This window comes from Paenibacillus sp. J22P165 (assembly GCF_059692015.1).
Genome location: NZ_JCAUAP010000010.1, coordinates 1 through 18,924, shown reverse-complemented (window position 1 = coordinate 18,924; position 18,924 = coordinate 1). Strand labels below are relative to the sequence as shown.

The 18,924-nt window shown below is 48.5% G+C and carries 15 protein-coding genes; 9 read left to right on the top strand and 6 right to left on the bottom strand.

Annotation, left to right across the window (positions count from 1 at the left end):
• The first annotated feature begins 137 nt into the window (after window positions 1–137).
• The 3 genes from AC58QM_RS24475 to AC58QM_RS24465 all read left to right on the top strand — a co-directional run bounded on the left by AC58QM_RS24475 (window position 138) and on the right by AC58QM_RS24465 (window position 2,771).
• The gene (locus tag AC58QM_RS24475) at window positions 138–1,103 is read left to right on the top strand and encodes a sugar kinase (RefSeq protein WP_497287458.1); all 966 of its coding nucleotides are present in this window, start codon (window positions 138–140) and stop codon (window positions 1,101–1,103) included.
• Window positions 1,104–1,171: 68 nt separating this feature from the next.
• Window positions 1,172–1,834 carry a bifunctional 2-keto-4-hydroxyglutarate aldolase/2-keto-3-deoxy-6-phosphogluconate aldolase gene (locus AC58QM_RS24470; RefSeq protein WP_056617588.1) on the top strand — a complete coding sequence of 221 codons (663 nt, stop codon included), beginning with the start codon at window positions 1,172–1,174 and terminating at the stop codon, window positions 1,832–1,834.
• Between the two features lie 70 nt (window positions 1,835–1,904).
• A complete protein-coding gene (locus tag AC58QM_RS24465; protein WP_497287457.1) occupies window positions 1,905–2,771 on the top strand; it encodes a DinB family protein in 867 nt (288 codons plus the stop codon).
• Between the two features lie 114 nt (window positions 2,772–2,885).
• On the opposite strand, the gene AC58QM_RS24460 is transcribed toward AC58QM_RS24465, so the two are convergent.
• From AC58QM_RS24460 to AC58QM_RS24445, 4 genes are all read right to left on the bottom strand, one after another.
• The gene (locus AC58QM_RS24460; protein ID WP_477589236.1) at window positions 2,886–3,014 is read right to left on the bottom strand and encodes a DUF6254 family protein; all 129 of its coding nucleotides are present in this window, start codon (window positions 3,012–3,014) and stop codon (window positions 2,886–2,888) included.
• Between the two features lie 139 nt (window positions 3,015–3,153).
• On the bottom strand, window positions 3,154–7,683 hold the full coding sequence (locus AC58QM_RS24455) for a glutamate synthase-related protein (protein ID WP_497287731.1): 4,530 nt from the start codon (window positions 7,681–7,683) through the stop codon (window positions 3,154–3,156).
• Between the two features lie 532 nt (window positions 7,684–8,215).
• Window positions 8,216–9,556, bottom strand: a complete 1,341-nt coding sequence (locus AC58QM_RS24450) for a glutamate-1-semialdehyde 2,1-aminomutase (RefSeq protein WP_497287456.1) — start codon at window positions 9,554–9,556, stop codon at window positions 8,216–8,218.
• 428 nt (window positions 9,557–9,984) lie between these two features.
• On the bottom strand, window positions 9,985–11,031 hold the full coding sequence (locus AC58QM_RS24445) for an LCP family protein (protein ID WP_497287455.1): 1,047 nt from the start codon (window positions 11,029–11,031) through the stop codon (window positions 9,985–9,987).
• Window positions 11,032–11,326: 295 nt separating this feature from the next.
• Between AC58QM_RS24445 and AC58QM_RS24440 the strand changes: the two genes are divergently transcribed.
• Genes AC58QM_RS24440 through AC58QM_RS24430 form a run of 3 tightly spaced genes read left to right on the top strand, consistent with a single transcriptional unit; the run spans window position 11,327 to window position 13,955 of the window.
• Entirely contained in the window at window positions 11,327–12,379 is a 1,053-nt protein-coding gene (locus AC58QM_RS24440) for an ABC transporter ATP-binding protein (RefSeq protein ID WP_497287454.1), read from the top strand.
• Window positions 12,372–13,166 (top strand): ABC transporter permease, encoded by a 795-nt coding sequence (locus AC58QM_RS24435; protein WP_497287453.1) that lies wholly within the window; start codon window positions 12,372–12,374, stop codon window positions 13,164–13,166. The genes AC58QM_RS24440 and AC58QM_RS24435 overlap by 8 nt, the downstream gene beginning before the upstream one ends.
• A 3-nt stretch (window positions 13,167–13,169) precedes the next feature.
• Window positions 13,170–13,955 carry an ABC transporter permease gene (locus AC58QM_RS24430; RefSeq protein WP_497287452.1) on the top strand — a complete coding sequence of 262 codons (786 nt, stop codon included), beginning with the start codon at window positions 13,170–13,172 and terminating at the stop codon, window positions 13,953–13,955.
• 95 nt (window positions 13,956–14,050) lie between these two features.
• Here the strand turns inward: AC58QM_RS24430 and AC58QM_RS24425 are convergent, their stop codons facing one another.
• A complete protein-coding gene (locus tag AC58QM_RS24425; RefSeq protein ID WP_497287451.1) occupies window positions 14,051–14,953 on the bottom strand; it encodes a YheC/YheD family protein in 903 nt (300 codons plus the stop codon).
• A 201-nt stretch (window positions 14,954–15,154) separates the two neighbouring features.
• On the opposite strand from AC58QM_RS24425, the gene AC58QM_RS24420 reads away from it, so the two are divergent.
• From AC58QM_RS24420 to AC58QM_RS24410, 3 genes are read left to right on the top strand one after another with little or no spacing between them, the layout of a single operon-like run.
• Complete coding sequence (locus tag AC58QM_RS24420) at window positions 15,155–16,375, top strand: phenylacetate--CoA ligase family protein (RefSeq protein WP_497287450.1); 1,221 nt, start codon at window positions 15,155–15,157, stop codon at window positions 16,373–16,375.
• Window positions 16,376–16,389: 14 nt separating this feature from the next.
• Complete coding sequence (gene sbnA / locus AC58QM_RS24415) at window positions 16,390–17,355, top strand: 2,3-diaminopropionate biosynthesis protein SbnA (RefSeq protein ID WP_497287449.1); 966 nt, start codon at window positions 16,390–16,392, stop codon at window positions 17,353–17,355.
• A gap of 16 nt (window positions 17,356–17,371) precedes the next feature.
• Window positions 17,372–18,352, top strand: coding sequence for a 2,3-diaminopropionate biosynthesis protein SbnB (locus AC58QM_RS24410; protein WP_497287448.1), 981 nt, complete (start codon window positions 17,372–17,374; stop codon window positions 18,350–18,352).
• A 127-nt stretch (window positions 18,353–18,479) separates the two neighbouring features.
• Here the strand turns inward: AC58QM_RS24410 and AC58QM_RS24405 are convergent, their stop codons facing one another.
• Window positions 18,480–18,743: a hypothetical protein gene (locus tag AC58QM_RS24405; protein ID WP_497287447.1), complete on the bottom strand. Its 264-nt coding sequence runs from the start codon at window positions 18,741–18,743 to the stop codon at window positions 18,480–18,482.
• Window positions 18,744–18,924 lie beyond the last annotated feature (181 nt).

The following is an 18,924-nucleotide window of genomic DNA, read 5'->3' as shown; positions in this document are numbered from 1 at the left end:
ATTTGGAAGTGAGAAGCCCTTGCGTAAAGGTCTGGTGAAATCCGTTCAAATCCACTATAATATGAGATATCTCATTTATTTAAACGTTTCAATTAACGGGACACGCGAGTCGTGATCGGAATGGATGGAGTGCTTCTATGTCAGTAAATACAGGATCAGGACCAGATATTATTACGTTTGGAGAGACAATGGCACTGCTAATGCCTTCAGGCGGCAAGGGCTTGGAATACTCCTCTGAGCTGCATAGCCTGTTTGGCGGTGCAGAGAGCAATGTGGCAATCGGTATTTCTCGTCTTGGCGGCAGTGTAGGTTGGTTCGGTAGGCTGGGTAAGGACCCGCTAGGACGTATGATTTTCAAAAAAATCCGTGGTGAAGGCGTCGATGTTTCTCGCGCGGAATTGACTTCAGAGGCTCCAACAGGTCTCATGATGCGTGAAGTTCTGATGGGCAAAACGTCCGTTTACTACTATCGCAAAAACTCAGCAGCAAGTCAGATGACGCCGAAACATTTGGACGAGGCATACATCGCAGTGGCTAAAATATTGCATATTACCGGTATCACACCGGCGCTTAGTGAATCGTGCAGAGAGGCAGCTTTTGAAGCTGTTCGCTTAGCACGTAAGCATGGCGTGAAAGTTAGCTTTGATCCGAATCTGCGCTTGAAGCTGTGGAGCATCGATGAGGCGCGTCCAGTATTGCTCGAGCTAGCGAAGCTGTCCGATATTTTCTTGCCTGGCTTGGATGAGCTGAAGCTGCTGTACCAAACAGAAGATTGGGATGTCATTGTGAGCAAGCTGCGCGAGTTGTCGGCCGTTTCCATCGTCAAAGGTGGAGAAGATGTGACATATGTAGTGACAGCGGATACGATTACAACTGTACCTTATTTCAAAGCCGAGCAAGTCGTTGATACCGTTGGTGCGGGCGATGGGTTCTGTGCAGGTTTTTTGGTTGGCGTGCTGAAGGACTACGAATATCCAGAGGCAGTTCGCATCGGGAATCTAGTGGGCTCCATGATCGTGCAGACAGAAGGCGACTGGGAAGGCGCTCCAACGTGGGAGCAAGTGGAAGCGGTACTTAACAACATTAAACATATAGAGCGTTAATCGAGAACGTATAGAGTGTGCAATAACGAATGCCAAACGATGGTTTACACATAGAAGGGAAGATGACTGTGAAGAAACTTCAATTACTTCAGCAAATTACAAATGAGGGTGTAGTCGCCGTCTTACGCGGAGATACACCAGAAGAAGTCGTCGAAATGGCGGATCAAGCGATCGCCGGCGGTATCAAAGTCATCGAAGTCACGATGACCGTGCCTTTCGCGCTGCGCGCGATTGAGGAGCTAGCGAAGCGCTACTCGAGCACAGCGAAGGACGCGTCCAAGTACGCGATTATTGGGGTGGGCACAGCCCTAGACCCCGAAACAGCGCGTGCCGCGATCCTAAGCGGGGCCGAGTTCGTTGTCGGCCCATCTTTGAACCCGAGCACGGTTACCTTGTGTAACCGGTATCGTGTGCCGATCATGCCAGGGTGCATGACCATTGCTGATATTCAAGCCGCGCTAGAGCTTGGCGTGGACATTGTAAAGCTATTCCCGGGCAATCTGTACTCCCCGGCGATGATTAAGGCCATTAAAGGTCCGCTGCCACAGGCGAACATTATGCCTACAGGCGGGGTGTCGCTGAGCAACCTCGGCGAGTGGATCCAGGCCGGCGCAGTTGCCGTCGGCATCGGCTCGGATTTGACTAGCGAAGCGGTCAAAACAGGAAACTACAGCCTTGTTGCTAAGAAGGCTGCACAATATATCGAGGCCTACCAAGCGGCCAAGAAGTAGGCATTATCGTACGCTCCGTCGAAATTAGGACGGAGCGTATTTTTTGTTAGTACAATTGGGGGAGGTAATCATGTACCAAAGGCGGGCAAGACTTTTGCTGAGCGTGGATAAGCTGGAGGCCTCGTTAGCCTTTTATACCGAGCAGCTGGGATGGGAATTGCTCGAGATGGCTGAAGAAAGCAGTGCGGCCTTGCTGCGCATGGGAGGCTCACAGGATGAGGCGGTACTGGCGTCGCGGTACGAGCCGATGCAGTCCGGCATGAATCGTTGGTTAGCGCCTAATCATACCTCACCACAACGAGGGGGCCTAGTGTACATAGGAATTCCCTCTGTGGTGGAGATGGAAATGAACCTGCTAGCCAATGGCTGCTCTGCAGCGATGACGATACAGGAAATTCAGGGGCATATTCGAGAACTGCTGATTCCAACCATCGATGGCTATACCGTGGTGTACTGGGAGGAGCTCTATCCCTCGGATGCGGATATTATCCGTTTATATGAAACGGGCATAGATGAGTTTGAGAACGCATTTGTCGGGTTGTCGCCAGAACAAATGGGCTGCAGTGAGCAACTTGGCAAATGGTCCATCCGTGAACACGCGCTGCACGTAGTTGATCTTGAATTGGTTGCGATGCATAAAGTGAAATTTGCCTTGGCTGAGTCTGGGCGGATGTACGAGGGGAATTCGTTTCAAGCTGATGCATGGCAACGAGGCTTGGCATACGCAGAGAGACCCATCACGAATGAAATACAACTATTCCTAGTGACTAGAGGGCATATTCTTGGGTTGTGCAGGCATTTGCCGAACGCGATGGAGCGCACGGTACGCACGACGAAACGGGAAGAAACCGTTGCGCAATTGTTGAAAATGATGGGCGGACATGCAAGCCATCACGTCCGCGCCATTAGGAGAATCCGTGATAAATACGGCTTTTAGGAGCACTACAATTACTACAACAAAGAACCCGGCGCCTCGTTTCAAGAGAAACGAGAGAACCGGGTTACTTTGTGTTGGTCCCTCTTTAACGTGTGGGAGGAGAGGGGTGCTTAGTTACTTCTGATTTTCCGCATCATACTCGCTGGCGAATTCAGCCAGGGCTTTCACCTTACCATGTGGTGGATGTTGAGCTTGTTTACGACCCTTCCATGCTGCTTCTTCGCGGCGCTTCGAGTGGCTCATCGCTGAAAACCTCCTGTGGTATGCGGATGGTGTTGCAGTAATAAAATGCGATAGATGGACGGTTTTTATGCAATGGATATGTGGTTTCGATAAAAAACAGCACAAGACCAATTCAGGTCTTGTGCTGTTTGTGTTCATACTATTCTGTAGCAACGGATTGGTCAGCTTGCATGTTGACCGGAGAGATCCGGATAAAGTTAGCTTCTAGATTGCTTAGCAAACCTTCGATTTTCGCCGCGGCTTCGGATTGACCGGAGTTCGCAAGCTCAGCGTGGTAAGCTGTGAGCAATTCAGTAAGATCTTTCTTGCTTTGAAGACCGATAGGCTCAAGTTTAACCTTAGCCCCTTTAGCAATACGACGCTCGATCGCTGCTTGATCAAGACCCATTTCTGGCACTAGACGTTGGTAGATAACCCCACCAGTCATACCCGCACAGATCCATGGACCTGGATCGCCCATAACAACGGCACGGCCGTTTGTCATGTACTCGAACGCGAAGCCTTTAAGGTTCGCACGAGCCGCTAGACCGCCAAGCTCATCTTGCAAAGGAGTTGTGATTTCGCCGCCGAAGACAACGTCAGCACCGGAGAAACGGATACAAGCACGCGTATCTGCGCTGCCTTGAATCAAGAACAAGCCTTTTTGAGCACCGTAACCGAATGATTTACCAACGCTACCGTTGATGAAGGTGTTGTTATGACCAAGTGATTTGACGATGGCAACTTTACCACCGAACGCCATTTTACCAAGACCATCTTCAGCTCCACCGTGAACAGTGATGTTAACACCACGTGCGTTGAATGCTGCAAGACCGTTACCTGGAACGGAACCGTCAACAAGGTTTAGTGCAACAGCTGGAAGCTCATCGTAGCTGCCGTTGAAACGATCTCTTACACGATGACTGGAGTAGCGAGTTCCTAGGATACGGGACTCAGCATCCACTTTGGACCAGTTGCGAACAACAGGAGCATCGAACGATACGGAATCTGGGAAGAAGTCCAAACCTTCTGCACCAGCCGCGATACGGATATCGGACGAAACTGCTGCTTCTTCAGCCGCTCTTGTTTCTTCAGAGATGAACTGAAGTGGAGCAGGACGAAGAATATCGGAAAGATCAATACGCTCGATGTGGCTGATTTGCTCCAATAGATCGGAACGGCCAACGAGTTCTTGCAGGCTTTTGAAACCAAGGGAAGCAACGACTTCACGTACTTCTTCACCAATACCGCCAAACAAGCGAACTAGGCTATCTACAGCCGTGTCAAAGACACGCGGTACGAAACGGCGAAGACCTTTTTCTTCGGCTTCTTCCATGGAATCAATTTGTGTTGCGATACCAACGTGACAAGTGTCTAGATGACAACCACGACATGTTGTACATCCGATGGATTGCATTGCGATACTACCGAAACCAGCACGGTTAGCACCGAGCATAACCATTTTAACAACGTCAGCGCCTGATTTCAGACCGCCATCGGACCATAGCTCAACGCGGTGACGAAGACCAGCTTCAATCAATGCAACGTGAGCAAGCTTTGTTCCGATTTCCGTAGGAAGACCAACGTGCGTCAAGGAGTGAATACGAGCCGCACCAGTACCACCGTCGAATCCGGAAAGTGTAATAACGTCAGCGCCAGCTTTCGCAACACCAACTGCAATCGTACCGATACCAGGAACAACTGGGATTTTTACGATGATTTTGGCTTTACGACCGCTACCTTCTTTAAGCTCGGAAATGATTTGCGCCAAATCCTCGATGGAGTAGATATCGTGGTTGTTGGATGGCGAGATCAAGTCTGAACCAATTGTAGCGTTACGAGCTTCAGCGATTTTCGCTGTAACTTTGGAACCTGGTAAGTGACCGCCTTCACCTGGCTTTGCCCCTTGACCAATTTTGATCTCAAGGAAAGCTACTGCGTTAGCAAGCTCAATGTTAACACCGAAACGTCCGGAAGCGACTTGCGCTCCGCGCGTTCTTTTGTAACGGCCAAGCATATCTTTAATCTCTCCGCCCTCGCCGTTCATGGTTACCATGTTCAGACGTTCGCCGGCTTCAGCGTAGGCACGGAAAGCTGTTTCGTTTTGTGAACCGAAGGACATCGAAGAAATCAACATCGGCAAGGAGTGACCACCAATGGAAATATCAACTTGCGACGGATCGAGTGGCTGACGGCCATCGCTGATCGCTTTGAAGCCCGCAATATGACGAATGGAAATCGGGTTCTTCTTCTCTTCTTCACGCAGCTTGTCGCGGTAGTCGCTGTAAGGAGCAGCTCCTGATGCAGCATCGCCTAGTGCTTTCCACATACGTTGGAAGAAACGGAAGTTTTTCGCCGCTTTTGCTTTCGGATTCGTGAAGTCTGCATAACGTGCTTCAGCTTCAGATTCAAGCTGTGCGAAACCAGTTCCTGCATTTTCACTTCCGAGGTAGTTCACGATATCCAGCACCTCGGAAACTTCCGGATGGAAGCCGATGGAGGAGAAGAAACGTGTGTACCCACGAAGCTCATGCGTACCGATTGTTGAAATGACTTTTTCAAGTCCTTTTGTAAGTGCCGCATATACTTTACGTGCTGCTGCTGCGTTGCCTTCTTTGTCAGAAGCCGTGGAGAAGAGCAAGTAAGGTGAGATCACATCTGCTCCAAGACCACAAGCTACCGCGATATCATGCAGACTGCGAATAGCAGCTGAACGAAGGATCAGTGTAACTTGACGGCGCAGGTTGTCGCCGAAACCGAGTTTCTCCGCACGAAGTGCGATATCGATTTTGGAAACAGCAAGATGCGGATCCAGCCATAAACGGTCGTTTTGGTGAGCTGCAGAATCGTCCAAGACGAGAAGCACCGCACCGCCACGTGTTGCAGAGATTGCGTCTGCTGCAAGTTGGTTCAAGCCGTCTTTAAGTGAAGTTCCTCTAGCGAAAGTTGTGGATAGAACAGCTACCTTGTTATCGCCTTGTGCACGGAATTGTGCAAGCAATTGCTCTAGAGATGGTTGGGATAGGTTCTCTTCGCTGCCTACACCGTTCGTTCCTTCAAGAACAAGCGGAGCAAGAAGCTCAAGACGAAGGTTGCTATCCACTTGTGCAAATACCGGAAGACGAGCTCCCGCGATAACACGTGTGGAGAAGTGCTCCATTTCACGGTCACGGTCAATAGCTGGGTTCGTTACAACGGCAACACTTTCTTTAATGAAGTCAGGCACGTTTTGGCGTTCCCATGCAAGTGCTGCGTGTGGTGAGTCATGACCCAATGAACGAATTGGCTCAGCGCCTGTTTCGGACATGGATTCAATGTGTGAAATACCGTCACGATCCCAACCAAATGCACTGTACACTTGATCCGTTGTAACGATATTTTCATTAAGATCAGCTTCTGTATTCGTTGGAGTAGGGTTCAAATAAGAGCGAAGTCCGCCAATGTTAACACGTTTACTTACACGATCATAAACCAAAGACTGAACTTCGTGATAAGGAATCACTTGAATGTGCTCGCCTGGTGTTAGAACAACACCGACTTTCTCACCTGGAGCAATCGGCTTCGGATCAGCAACCATTTCGCCAACCGTGATAACACCTTGCTCGGATGAGAAGTAGAGAGACGTATCACTTTCAACCATCCACACTGGACGAAGACCTAATGCATCGACGCTGAAAATACACTCGTTACCGTAACGGGAAACGATACCCGCTGGACCTTGTGCAAAGTGGCCCCATACTTGACGGTAATACACATAAAGATCTTGAAGCTCAGGACGGAACTGTTTCATTTCATTAATAATAGGAGGGAATACCATTTCCATGGCTTCGAAAAGGGATAAGCCAAAACGGTGAATGAACGTTTCAATCGTTCTGTTCATGTCTTGGGAGTCAGACCCGCCGCTAACCAGTGGAACACCAACCATGTCAGCTTCAAGACGAAGTTTCTTTACTGTGTTAATTTCACCGTTATGTCCAAGAAGGGAGAACGGTTGAACACGGAAGAAGCTGGACAATGTGTTTGTTGAATAACGGTTATGACCGATTGTTACTTGGGAAGCGAACAAAGGATCACGCAAGTCATTGAAATATTTAGGTAGGATGCTAGCTGCACCTAGTACTTTGTAGGCAGATGTTACATTACTAAGTGTAGCAACATGAACGTTGTAACGATCTTCAATCGCAATATGCAGTTCATAAAGGTGATCGGCAACTTGACCTTCGGTCTTATTGCTGATGGCTGCAATTTGCCAGAACGTAGGCTCATCGAGCAAACCATTAGCGCCTAATGAGCCGCTATCAACTAGGTTTTCTTGCTCTAGAATAATGGATACATCATGGGAGGCAAAAAGCTCGCGAATGCCGTTTTGAATCTCAGTAACAGTCAAATCCAACTTGCGTGGAACAAAGATATGTCCAACAGAAAAACGGTTGTCATAGGCAAGTTTGTTGTCCAGACCCGCATCTGTTAACTTCTTTTCCCAGAGAGCACGTGGAATATCTGTTAGAATACCGCAACCATCACCTTCACCATTGATAAATCCAGAACGATGTTCCATTTTAACAAGGGCATTAATCGTCTTTTGGATGTTATCACGGGAAGGATGACCATTCTTTTCAATAATACAAATAATACCGCAGCTGTCGTGTTCGGTTCCTAGTAGATCTTGAAAACGGCCTTCATTACGCATAATTTCATTCATTGCTCTGGTCAGTCGCCTGACCGTCACCTCCCATACATATTTAAACTCCTCTTGCTTACGCTTCTTGCATTCTGGCACAGATGAATCTGCTAGCTATCTCATTTCCTGAAGAAAAACCACAATGTGGGTCAAATCCGAAATATGCATATTCTTGTATAAAGATGCATAATGACTGAATATCATACCAAATTACAGGAGATATAACTCATGTAATACGGCATAAATCGACACGTTGTAAAGTAGGGCACCACACACAAAAATCTGCATAGTATTTGTAAATCATGCCCTAACTTTCTAGGAAAATACTGTGAAAAGGAGCGATTTCGCTAAAAGGGTAAAAGTAATCTTAGAATAGCATGAAATTCTGCATCCGACAATACTTGCGAATGCAAATCACAAATGTAAGCGTTACCTTTTTTGTATATTGGTGAATAAAACCATAATTCCTAACACCTCATGTAAGGGTAGAAAGACGAACGAACTATAATCCTGATAGGATCATAGTTCGTTTTTGGGACAATCAGCGTGTGGACATGACTTTGAAAGCACGATCTGCCGCTTCTAGCGTTTGAGCAATATCCTCATCGGTATGGGCTATTGTCATGAACCAAGCTTCGTATTTGGAAGGAGCGAGATTGATGCCTTGCTCCAGCATAAGTCGGAAGAAATCAGCGAAGCGTTCGCCATCGGTGTCTTGGGCTTCGTCATAATTGGTGATCGGATGATCACAAAAATGTGTAGAGAATGCGCCGCCGATACGGTTCAGCGTCAGGGCGATGCCATGACGGGCAGCGGATTCCGCGATGCCATTGGCAAGTGTTGAGCCAAGCTGCTCGAGCTTGGCGTAAACCCCAGGCTGCTGGAGCACCTCCAAGCAGGCGATACCGGCCGAGATGGAGGCGGGATTCCCCGCCATCGTGCCGGCTTGATACGCAGGTCCGAGCGGCGCGACCTGCTCCATCACTTCCTTGCGGCCCCCGTAGGCTCCGATCGGCAGCCCGCCGCCGATCACTTTGCCTAGGGCCGTCAGGTCCGGTTCGATCGCGGCGAACCGGGCTTGTGGAGTGCCTCCCTCTAGAATAGGGAGGCCTTGATAGGTCTGTGCCGTTCCGTAATGGAAGCGGAACGCCGTGATCACCTCGTCGTAGATGACGAGGGCGCCGTGTTTGCGAGCAGCTGCGCAGAGCTGCTCGAGGTAGCCGGCATGGGGCATAACCATGCCGAAGTTGCCGACGATGGGCTCGACCATCACGGCGGCGATCTCTTCACCCCAACGCGCAAGCGCGGCCTCTAGTGCCGGTATGTCGTTGAACGGCACGGTAATGACCTCTTGCGCGATGCTTGCTGGCACGCCGGCGCTGTCCGGCGTGCCTAGGGTGGACGGCCCGGAGCCGGCCGCCACGAGCACGAGATCCGAGTGGCCGTGGTAGCACCCGGCAAACTTAATGATCTTGGTGCGCTTGGTGTATGCGCGCGCCACGCGAATCGTCGTCATCACGGCCTCGGTGCCGGAGTTGACGAAACGCACTTTGTCGAGCGAGGGAATCGCCGACTTCAGCATTTTGGCGAACTCGATCTCGAGTTCGGTCGGGGTGCCGTACAGCGTGCCGTTCTGTGCGGCGCGTATAATCGCTTCGGTCACGTGCGGATGCGCGTGACCGGTAATGATCGGGCCATAGGCGGCGAGGTAGTCAATGAAGCGATTCCCGTCTACGTCCCAGAAGTGTGCGCCTTGCGCACGCTTCATGAAGACGGGCGCGCCGCCGCCAACGGCTTTGAATGAGCGGGAAGGGGAGTTGACCCCGCCGACGATGTGTTGCAGTGCTTCTTGATAGAGGAGCTCGGATTGCTTACGTTCCATGAGTGAATCATTCCTTTATATGTAGTAGTGGTATTAATTCATTCAAATTACAAATAACAAATTTTCATTTTTGTCATTCGCATTTATTTTGAGCAGTTATACACCGCCCCGGAGAAGGAGATTGTAGTAAAACCACTGTCGTTCTTCGCGTTTGTTCCAGCAGTGGAATCTACAGCATTCATTGACAGCGACCTCGTACGCCTCGCCAACCTCACGGCACTAACAAATCACGAATGACAAATTTCCAACTTTGTCATTCGTGATTCTTGTGCATAGTTATACACCGCCTCAGCGAGCAATTTTGAGGTAACGCAGCACATGCCAATCTGCCAATCGTTACAATCGACGCGAATGCGCACTCATACAAAAAATAAGAGTGGATACCCACTCTTATTATCCGGTTTTTCATGCTATGGCACGCAGCGTTCCTATTTCACTGTCTTCCCAGCGACTTTCGGTGTTGGCGAAGGTGATGGCTTGGTTGGGCCTGTATCGGCTTCTGCGGTACCGGCGAAAAGATTTTTGATATACTGCTGAAGCTTCAGTTTATCCGCTGTAATTACGGATGCGCCGCGGATCGTTTTCTCCATAAGCAAGTCTGATGGAGGGAGCTGCGAAGAGACGATACCGTCTGCTTTGGCTTCATAGCCAAGGCTTCCAAGCTTGAGCATGTCCGTTACGCTAAGATTCGTATCAATATACGGATCGATCGCATTCAGAATGCGCGGCAGCTTGATCAGCGATGAAGTGGATTGCATTTTAGCTGCAACAGCTGTCAGGAATTTTCTTTGTCTCTCTGTTCGGGAAAAGTCGGACAGCGCATCATGGCGGAAACGTACATATTGTAGGGCTGTTTTGCCGTCCAAATGCTGCTGTCCCTTTTTCAAATTAATATCGTAGACATGATCATCTTCGGAGTCGGAATATTTCATGTCTTTCTCGACATCAATATCGATTCCTCCAACAGCGTCGATAAGTGCGATGAAGCCTTTGAAATCTGTATAAACGTAGTATTGAACTGGGATGCCGAGCAGATCACTAACGGTTTTCATAGCCAGGTTAGGTCCACCTGTTGTGATCGCTGTATTGATTCGATCTTCGCCCTCGCCGGGGATTTTCACGTAAGTATCACGCAGGATCGAGAACAGATGAGCCTTTTTTGTGACCGGATCGATGGAAGCCAGCATAATACTGTCTGATCTCGGTAACTCATTTTTCACCATGCCACGAGAATCGCCGCCTAACAGCAAAATATTTACCCGCTGCTTGCTTTCCCATTTCGGTGGTGTGTATTTATCTCCAGTGTCCTTTACGTTATTCGGAATTAAGGTTGTGCTTCCACTTCCTTTACCACCATTACTATCTGAATTATGAGAGATATTGTTAGCAAATCTGTAGAAGGCGTAAGAATAATAGCCAGCGACCACCAAAAGAAGCATGACAATTAGGAGCATGGTCCGTTTGAAGATTTTCATACTATGTAAGCTCCTCTCCAAGGTAAATTTCCAGGTTATTTTAAAGGGAAAATACGTTCCATGCTAATCTGTACTTTTTTTTCTTACAGAATTGGGTTATCATGAGCATGTTGTACGGTTGTGAGATTATCGCCAAACAGAAGGCCGTTTTTGGGAGCTGAAAACGAATACTTTCTGATGTGGTAAGAAACGTCATTATGATCCATATTATAGATGCTACGAAACTTCGATAGCAAGTTATGACGAATGGTGCCGTAATCTGTAACCGAGACGACAAAGTCAGGGGGGAAGACGCATGTTAGCCATAGATGTTCAAATGCTGCGCAAGGAATTTCAAGTTCAGCAAAGCCGCGGTGGCCTCAAAGGAGCCGTGCAGGATTTATTCAAACGAGAGTATAAGCAAATTACAGCCGTGAAGGACATAAGCTTTCAGATTCCAAAAGGCGAAATTTGTGGATATATTGGTGAAAATGGTGCTGGGAAGTCAACGACAATCAAAATGCTGACGGGAATTCTCGTGCCAACGTCAGGCCACATCAAAGTGAATGGTTACGTGCCTTTTAAAGAACGTGAGAAATTCGTGGCTGGGATCGGTGTTGTTTTCGGTCAGCGCAGCCAGCTTTGGTGGGACATTGGGGTGGTGGAGTCGTTTCAGCTGTTGAAAAAAGTGTATCGTGTCTCGGAGGCCGATTACAAGAAACGTCTCGACGAGCTTGTTGATCGTTTGCAGCTGTCAGATCTTCTATCCAGACCTGTCCGTAAGCTGAGCTTGGGTCAGCGGATGCGCTGTGAATTGGCAGCTTCTTTGCTGCATAATCCCGAAATTTTGTTTCTGGATGAACCGACCATCGGCCTCGACATTGTTGTAAAAACAGAGATTCGCGAATTTCTGAAGTCGCTCAATCAACGGTATGAGACGACTATTCTGCTGACAACGCACGATTTGCAAGACATCGAAGCGCTGTGCTCCCGTGTTATTATGCTAGATGACGGCCGAATTATTTATGATGGCGGTCTGGAAGAATTGAAAGCGAGATGGGGCAAGGGTAAAGAGGTCGTGCTTCAATTCGAGCAACCCACAACGTTAGCCCGTCTTCAAGAGTTGACGCTAGGTTTGGATGTAGCTTGGCAGTTAGATAATGAGCTTTCGGCTAAAGTGTTCATTCCTTACGAGAGAGCTAATATCTCAGATGTATTAAGCCGTGTCGTTGGTGTGTTACAAATCCAAGATATCAAGATTAATGAAACGAATACGGACGATATTGTTCGTGAAATTTATAAATCAGGTTCAGCTGAAGTAAAACGTTTGGACATCGTTCAACCAGAGGGAGTCACGACACATGCATAAAGCTTATTTAGAAGTTATACGCATGCGTTTCCTCATGATGCTGGCTTATCGGGTCAATTACTACAGCGGGATTCTGATCTATGCGCTTAATATTGGCTCGTACTATTTCGTGTACAAAGCGATTTACGGCGACCAAGCTATCATCGGGGGGCTTACCCTAGGTCAAATGACAACCTATGTGGCGATTTCCTGGATGGGCCGCGCTTTCTATTTTAATAACCTAGATCGTGAGATTGCTAACGAGATTCGGGATGGAAGTGTCGCGATTCAATTCATCCGGCCTTACAATTATATTTTTGTGAAAATGATGCAAGGGTTAGGAGAAGGGGTTTTCCGACTATTGCTCTTCACAACTCCAGGCATGATTCTGATCTGGCTGCTGCTTCCAATTCAATTCCCTACTGATCCGAGCTTATGGGTCATTTACTTAGTCATGCTGTTCTTCAGCTTCTTGATTAATACACAGTTGAATATTATTACGGGCTTGTTTGCTTTTTTTCTTGAGAATAATGAGGGTCTTATGCGCATGAAGCGTGTAGCGGTTGACCTATTCTCTGGTCTTATTATTCCGATATCCTTCTTTCCAGGATGGTCCAAGTCCGTTCTTGAATGGCTGCCTTTTCAGGCGATTACGTACTTACCCAGTGCTGTGTTTACAGGAAAAATAACGGGCAATGCGATACTCCAGAATTTTGGCGTACAGGTACTCTGGTTCTTGCTCCTCATTATTCCGATTTATGTACTGTGGGTAAAATCCAAAACACGTTTATTCGTACAGGGAGGGTAACGCATGTTTTATTTCACCCTCATTTTCGACTATTTCAAAAACTACATGAAAACAAGGCTCACCTACCGATCCGATTTTTGGATTGAAGTGTTGTCCGACTTGTTGTTCAATGGGTTGAATCTATTCTTCATTCTTGTCGTCTTTTTGCAAACGCAATCGCTTGGCGGCTGGAATCAAGAACAAATTTTGTTCATCTACGGTTATTTTATGATCCCATATGGCATATTTATTTCCTTTTTTAATCTATGGGGTTTTAGTGAGCGCTACATTGTCAAAGGAGAAATGGATCGTATCCTAACGAGACCTGCTTATAATCTCTGGCAGTTGATGCTCGAAAATCTGGATCCAGCTTCCATGTTCAGTGCATTGGCTGGTTTGGTCGTTATGATCTACTCCTGGGTGCAGCTGGATTTGCCGTTCCACTGGCATGATCCGTTGATTTTCATCGTCATGGTGGTGGGCTCGATCCTTATTTATGCAGGCGTATATATCTCGTTAACCTCATTGGCGTTCTTCTCCGATGCACCAACCGGTATATTGCCATTAATATGGAATATTCAAAACTACGGGCGTTATCCGGCAACTATTTATAATAAATTGTTACGAAGTATTCTCACGTGGATTCTGCCATTTGCATTTGTTGGCTTCTATCCAGCTGCCTATTTCATTGATCCGGACAACTGGAAGTGGTTCGCGCTGTTAACCCCAGTGATGGGCATCGCTTTTAGTGCGCTGGGCATCACGGTGTGGAACATTGGCGTAAAGCGGTACCGCGGCGCAGGTTCATAACTCTTATCATAAGGCCGTCCTACAAGGTGAATAACCTTGCGGGACGGCTCTTTTTGTTAGGTCGCGCGGAAAGCGAGCTGTTACGGTATAAAACCTCATTCATTTTCAGTATGAGGTTCTGAAAAAGGTTCGATAAGAGGGTCGATAAGAGGGTCGATAAGAGGTTCAACGTTCTGGAGCTGTTGCTTAACAGAAGTGGTTGCTATCCTCCGTCTAGGAGCCTTCTTCGCTTTCGAGCAGGTTAAGTCATACTTTCGACCATTAGCTCTGCCGAATCGGACGATTTTGCGGATGATTGATTTGTCTTCCAGCTTGGTGAAGGGACAAGGATCTGGCCGCGTATTGACCTCTAGGATCCATGGCTTTAGCCGTTGGTCGACAGCGATGTCGATGCCGAGCTCATTCATGTTCGGATAGGCGCGGCTTATTTGAGCGGAGGTCAAATAAGATATTTTTTCCATTTGCAGCATAAGCATAGACGTAGCTTGGGCGCCGAATCGGGGTGCCAACAGGTCAAAGGGACTGTAGATCGTACCACCTTGACTGCCATTGGTGACAGCTTTCTGTGGATGGGCAACCCTAGCTGCAGTGCCCGTACATACCCATTTCCCCGAAGGGTCGCGTTGAACCATGACACGGAAGTCGTAGGGACTGCCTTCGTGAGTCAAAACGTAGATCCCTTTCTGAATGAGATATCGCTTGGTGCCGCAGCGGCGCTGCAGGGATTGATACATGGTCTCAAAGGTCGGAAAACGGTAGATGCTCACCCCGCTCTGATAGCGATAGGTGCCTCCACGTTTCTCAACGCGCATAACGCCTATCCCTAGGGAGCCGATGTCGGGTTTAACGTAGAGCATATTGTGCTGGGTGAGCATGGATGACAACCTGCTGCGATCAAAAGGATGCGTAGTAGGCACATGCTGACGCAGCTTCACATTCCGAATCATGATGCGTGTTTTAATCCATTTGCTTGAAACGGCCTTCAGTGAACTTGTCATGGGGAAGATCCTCTTTCTACCGAGTACGGCGTTTCATTATTTCAATATGATATGAGGCAAAGGGGAGGCAGGTGAACAGGGAAAGTGGGGTTATCGCTTAGGAATAACGAACGATGGGTGAGAAGGGCGCATAGAATATGTAGGCAGGTAGATTTGGGTGCATGATCCGTTAGTGGAGCTGAGAGGAGGAGCCGCACGTCTATGCACATGAAAGAAGTTACACACAGGATGAAGCGGCAATTTCCTTGGTTGCTGCCAGAACTCGAGCAAGTTGTTTCAGCGGATAAAGAGGAATTTGGCGTGGATGATGAATTGCCGCTAGTGACAGCGGGCATGTTGGAATCGTTTTACTATTCGGAGGCTAACCCGTTTCTGCTGCAAGCGGATATGAATCGGTATCAGACGTCAGGCACGAGCTCGAAGCGGCGGAAGACTATTTTCTATTCGCAAGCTGACGAGGAGGCTTATTTGCGAGTTAAATTGGACGTCTTTCGGGCGATTCTTGCAGGCACATGCTATCGTACTGCGATGGCAGACATGGGTACTGGGCATGCGGAGGCAACGGCGGTCGAGGTGTTTCGCGAGCTCGGTATGGAGGTTGAATCGGTTTCCTTTCGGCTGCCAATCGAGCAGCATGTGGAACGGCTTCAGAGCTTCAGACCCGAGGTGCTGTATACGATGCCGTCGATTTTGGATCGGATTTTGCAAGCGTCGGAGGATCCTGCAAGCTATGGCATCCAGCATGTCATTCTGGTAGGCGAAATAGCTTCGCCAGGCTGGAGGCTGCGGACAGCTGAAAGATTAGGGATAGCTGAGACGCAGATCACTGATACGTATGGCTCCATCGAGATAGGGACCATTGCTTACTTCTCACATGCATACGGCAGATACTTATTTGCTGAGGGCATTCTTGCAGAGGGTATCACGACGGAACAGTTAGATGGCGAGTTAGAGCCTCTACCGGATGAGTTGGAGCGTGTGTTGGTTCTCACCTCAACGATTAGAGATTCGTTCCCAGCGCTGCGATACGTGACCTACGATGTCGTACGTGATTTGAGGGTGATAGCGGTTGAAGGTGTTCTTACACAGAGTTTTCAGAGCATCGTAAAACGTATTGGACCTGATTTGAAGCACGGCGAGAAAATCAGTATCTATGATATTGAGGACGTCGTATATGCCCACCTGCGTGAAGCTAGTGTTCGTGTACAGGTTAGCGGCAACGCTTTAACTGTATTTGTGTACAGTCCACTCGCAACAACAGCGATTCTGGACAGTATCCGAGCAGATGTAGAAAATCGCATTCCGGCGATTGGTATGATGATTCAAGCGAAGCTTTTGGAAGGTATTCAGGTTATCGGGGGCACCTTTGAGGATTCACAGAACCGCACCTCCGTGAAAAATAAGAAAATTTTTTACACGTAAAGGAGGGGATGGCCATGGAGCTTGAAGGAGGTATTGTCCAAGCGATCGGGCATACGCCGCTTATTCGGCTATCACGTTTATTTAAAGATCAACCCTTTGAAGTATATGGCAAAATGGAATGGATGAACCCTGGCGGCAGCGCGAAGGATCGACCAGCCCTGTTTATGCTGCGGGAGGCGATCAGCCGAGGCGAGGTGACGAGCGAGAGTGTCATTGTAGAGTCTAGCTCTGGCAACCTGGCGATTAGTCTCGCTCAATTCTGCCGGTATCTCGGGCTTCGCTTCATCTGTGTTGTTGACCCTCGGACGACACAGCAGCATTTGCAAATCATTCGCAGCTTTCATGGCGAAATCGACCTTGTTTCCGAGCCGGATGAGGCGACGGGTGAGTTTCTGCCAGCCCGCATACGGCGAGTAGCTGAGCTTGTGCGTCAGATCCCGCAGGCGTACTGGACGAACCAGTACGGAAGCCCCGATAATGCGTTGGCGCATAGTGAGACGACGATGCGGGAAATCGGCGAGCAGCTAGGCGAACTTGACTATTTATTTTGCGGAGTGAGCTCGTGTGGAACAATCAGAGGATGTATGGACTATATCCGTAATCGCGGATGGAAGACGCAGATCGTGGCGGTGGATGCCGAAGGCAGTGTTATTTTTGGCGGGGAAAAAGGTCCAAGAAAATTCCCTGGATTAGGTGCTGGTATAACACCGGGTTTGCATCGGGATGATGTGGCAGACAGGGTTATCTATGTCTCGGATAGGGATTGCGTGGAAGGCTGCCGAGCCTTAGTACGGGAAGAAGCCGTGTTAGCGGGCGCTTCCTCCGGAGGCGTTATTTCGGCGATACAACGAATGAGCAGCTTGATTCCTCCTGGAGCTGTTTGCGCAGCCATTTTACCAGACCGTGGTGAGCGGTATTTAAATACTGTGTATAACGATGAATGGGTTGAACGAGAGATCGGGTATACACCGAGTAACTAGCATGGGAGACTAGCGGATGTTGTATTTACAGGATGACCATATCCGAGAAATCGGAATCGATTGGAAGAAGCTAACCGACATTATTCAGGATGTTGTAGCTATACAAGATAGTGGAGACTGTGCACACCCTTTGAAGCCATACTTACGCTTTCGCGATCCCCAAAATCGTATCATTGCGATGCCGGCCTATGTAGGCGGTCATATCGCGATGTCGGGCATCAAGTGGATTGCGAGCTTCCCAAATAATCGCCTAATGGGACTTCCTAGGGCTCATAATACACTGATTTTAAATAATCCATCGACAGGAGAGCCTACGGCATTTATCCACAGCGGCCTTTTGAATGGTCTGCGAACAGCAGCCGTTAGCGGTGTGATGATGAATCATTTCGTAAAAGCCCGGCAGCCTGGACGTTTGCGCATCCTTTTAATAGGATGGGGGCCGATCGGACGCTTGCATTTGGATATGTGCGTGGCTTTGTTTGGAGATAGGATTGATTGTGTCAGCATCTATGATCTCAAGGGAGTAGATGCTGCGACGATTCCCTCTGACATCCAAGAGAAGGTGCAGATTGTAAGCGATTGGCGAGCGGACTACCGTGAGGCTAATGTGATTATGACCTGCACGGTATCCGCTGAGCGGTATATTGATGAAGCTCCGCCTCAGGGGGCGCTCCTTCTCAATGTCTCCCTCCGCGATTATAAACCGGAAAGCGTGTCTGGCGTGAAAGCGATCATTGTGGATGATTGGCGCGAGGTATGCCGTGAACAGACAGATATTGAGCAGCTGCACATCCTGTATAACTTACAGGAATCAGACGTACGAACATTAGCGGATGTGGTGCTTCGCGATCAACTAGCTAGTGTGGAAGTAGAGGAAACTGTGTATTTTAATCCGATGGGCTTAGGTATCTTCGATATTGCCATTGCAGGTTATTATTGGCGGGAAGCGTTGCGTATGGAGAAAGGTGTTACGTTAGAGCGCAGTAGGTTGAAATAGTTGAGAATTTACAAAAGTAAACAGAGGGCGCCTCGTCAGGAGAGCGTCCTCTGTCTGTTATCCACATCTATCCACAGAGTTACCCACAAGTCCACAGGGTCATAAGTCCCTGTTGTGCATAACTTGTTTAACTTGTATCAACATATCCACACACGAAGATATCCACAGAAAATCGCCTGTGGATTATTTTTTGTCGGAGATAATGACTCTCGCCGCTGCCCGCCCCGAACCCGAACACCGGCCCAAGGGCAACGGCAGCGGCAGTGGTAACGGCAACGGCAACAGCAACAGCAGCGGCAGCAGCAACGGTAACCCCAACCCCAACCCCAACCCCAACCCCAACCCCAACCCCAACCCCAACCCCAACCCCAACCCCAGTAGCTGGTGCCAATCTAATTAACTGGATTTTCTACATCTATTCGAACCCAATATCATGTTTTGGATGGGTTAGCTGGATTTTCCGGCTCGGCCCCCTTAATCCGGAGTCTTAGCCTACAGTAATTACTCATTCTTAAAAATGCTCATTATTTCGAGCGTTTACATTGAATTATGAAATGCTGAAGAGTCTTTAA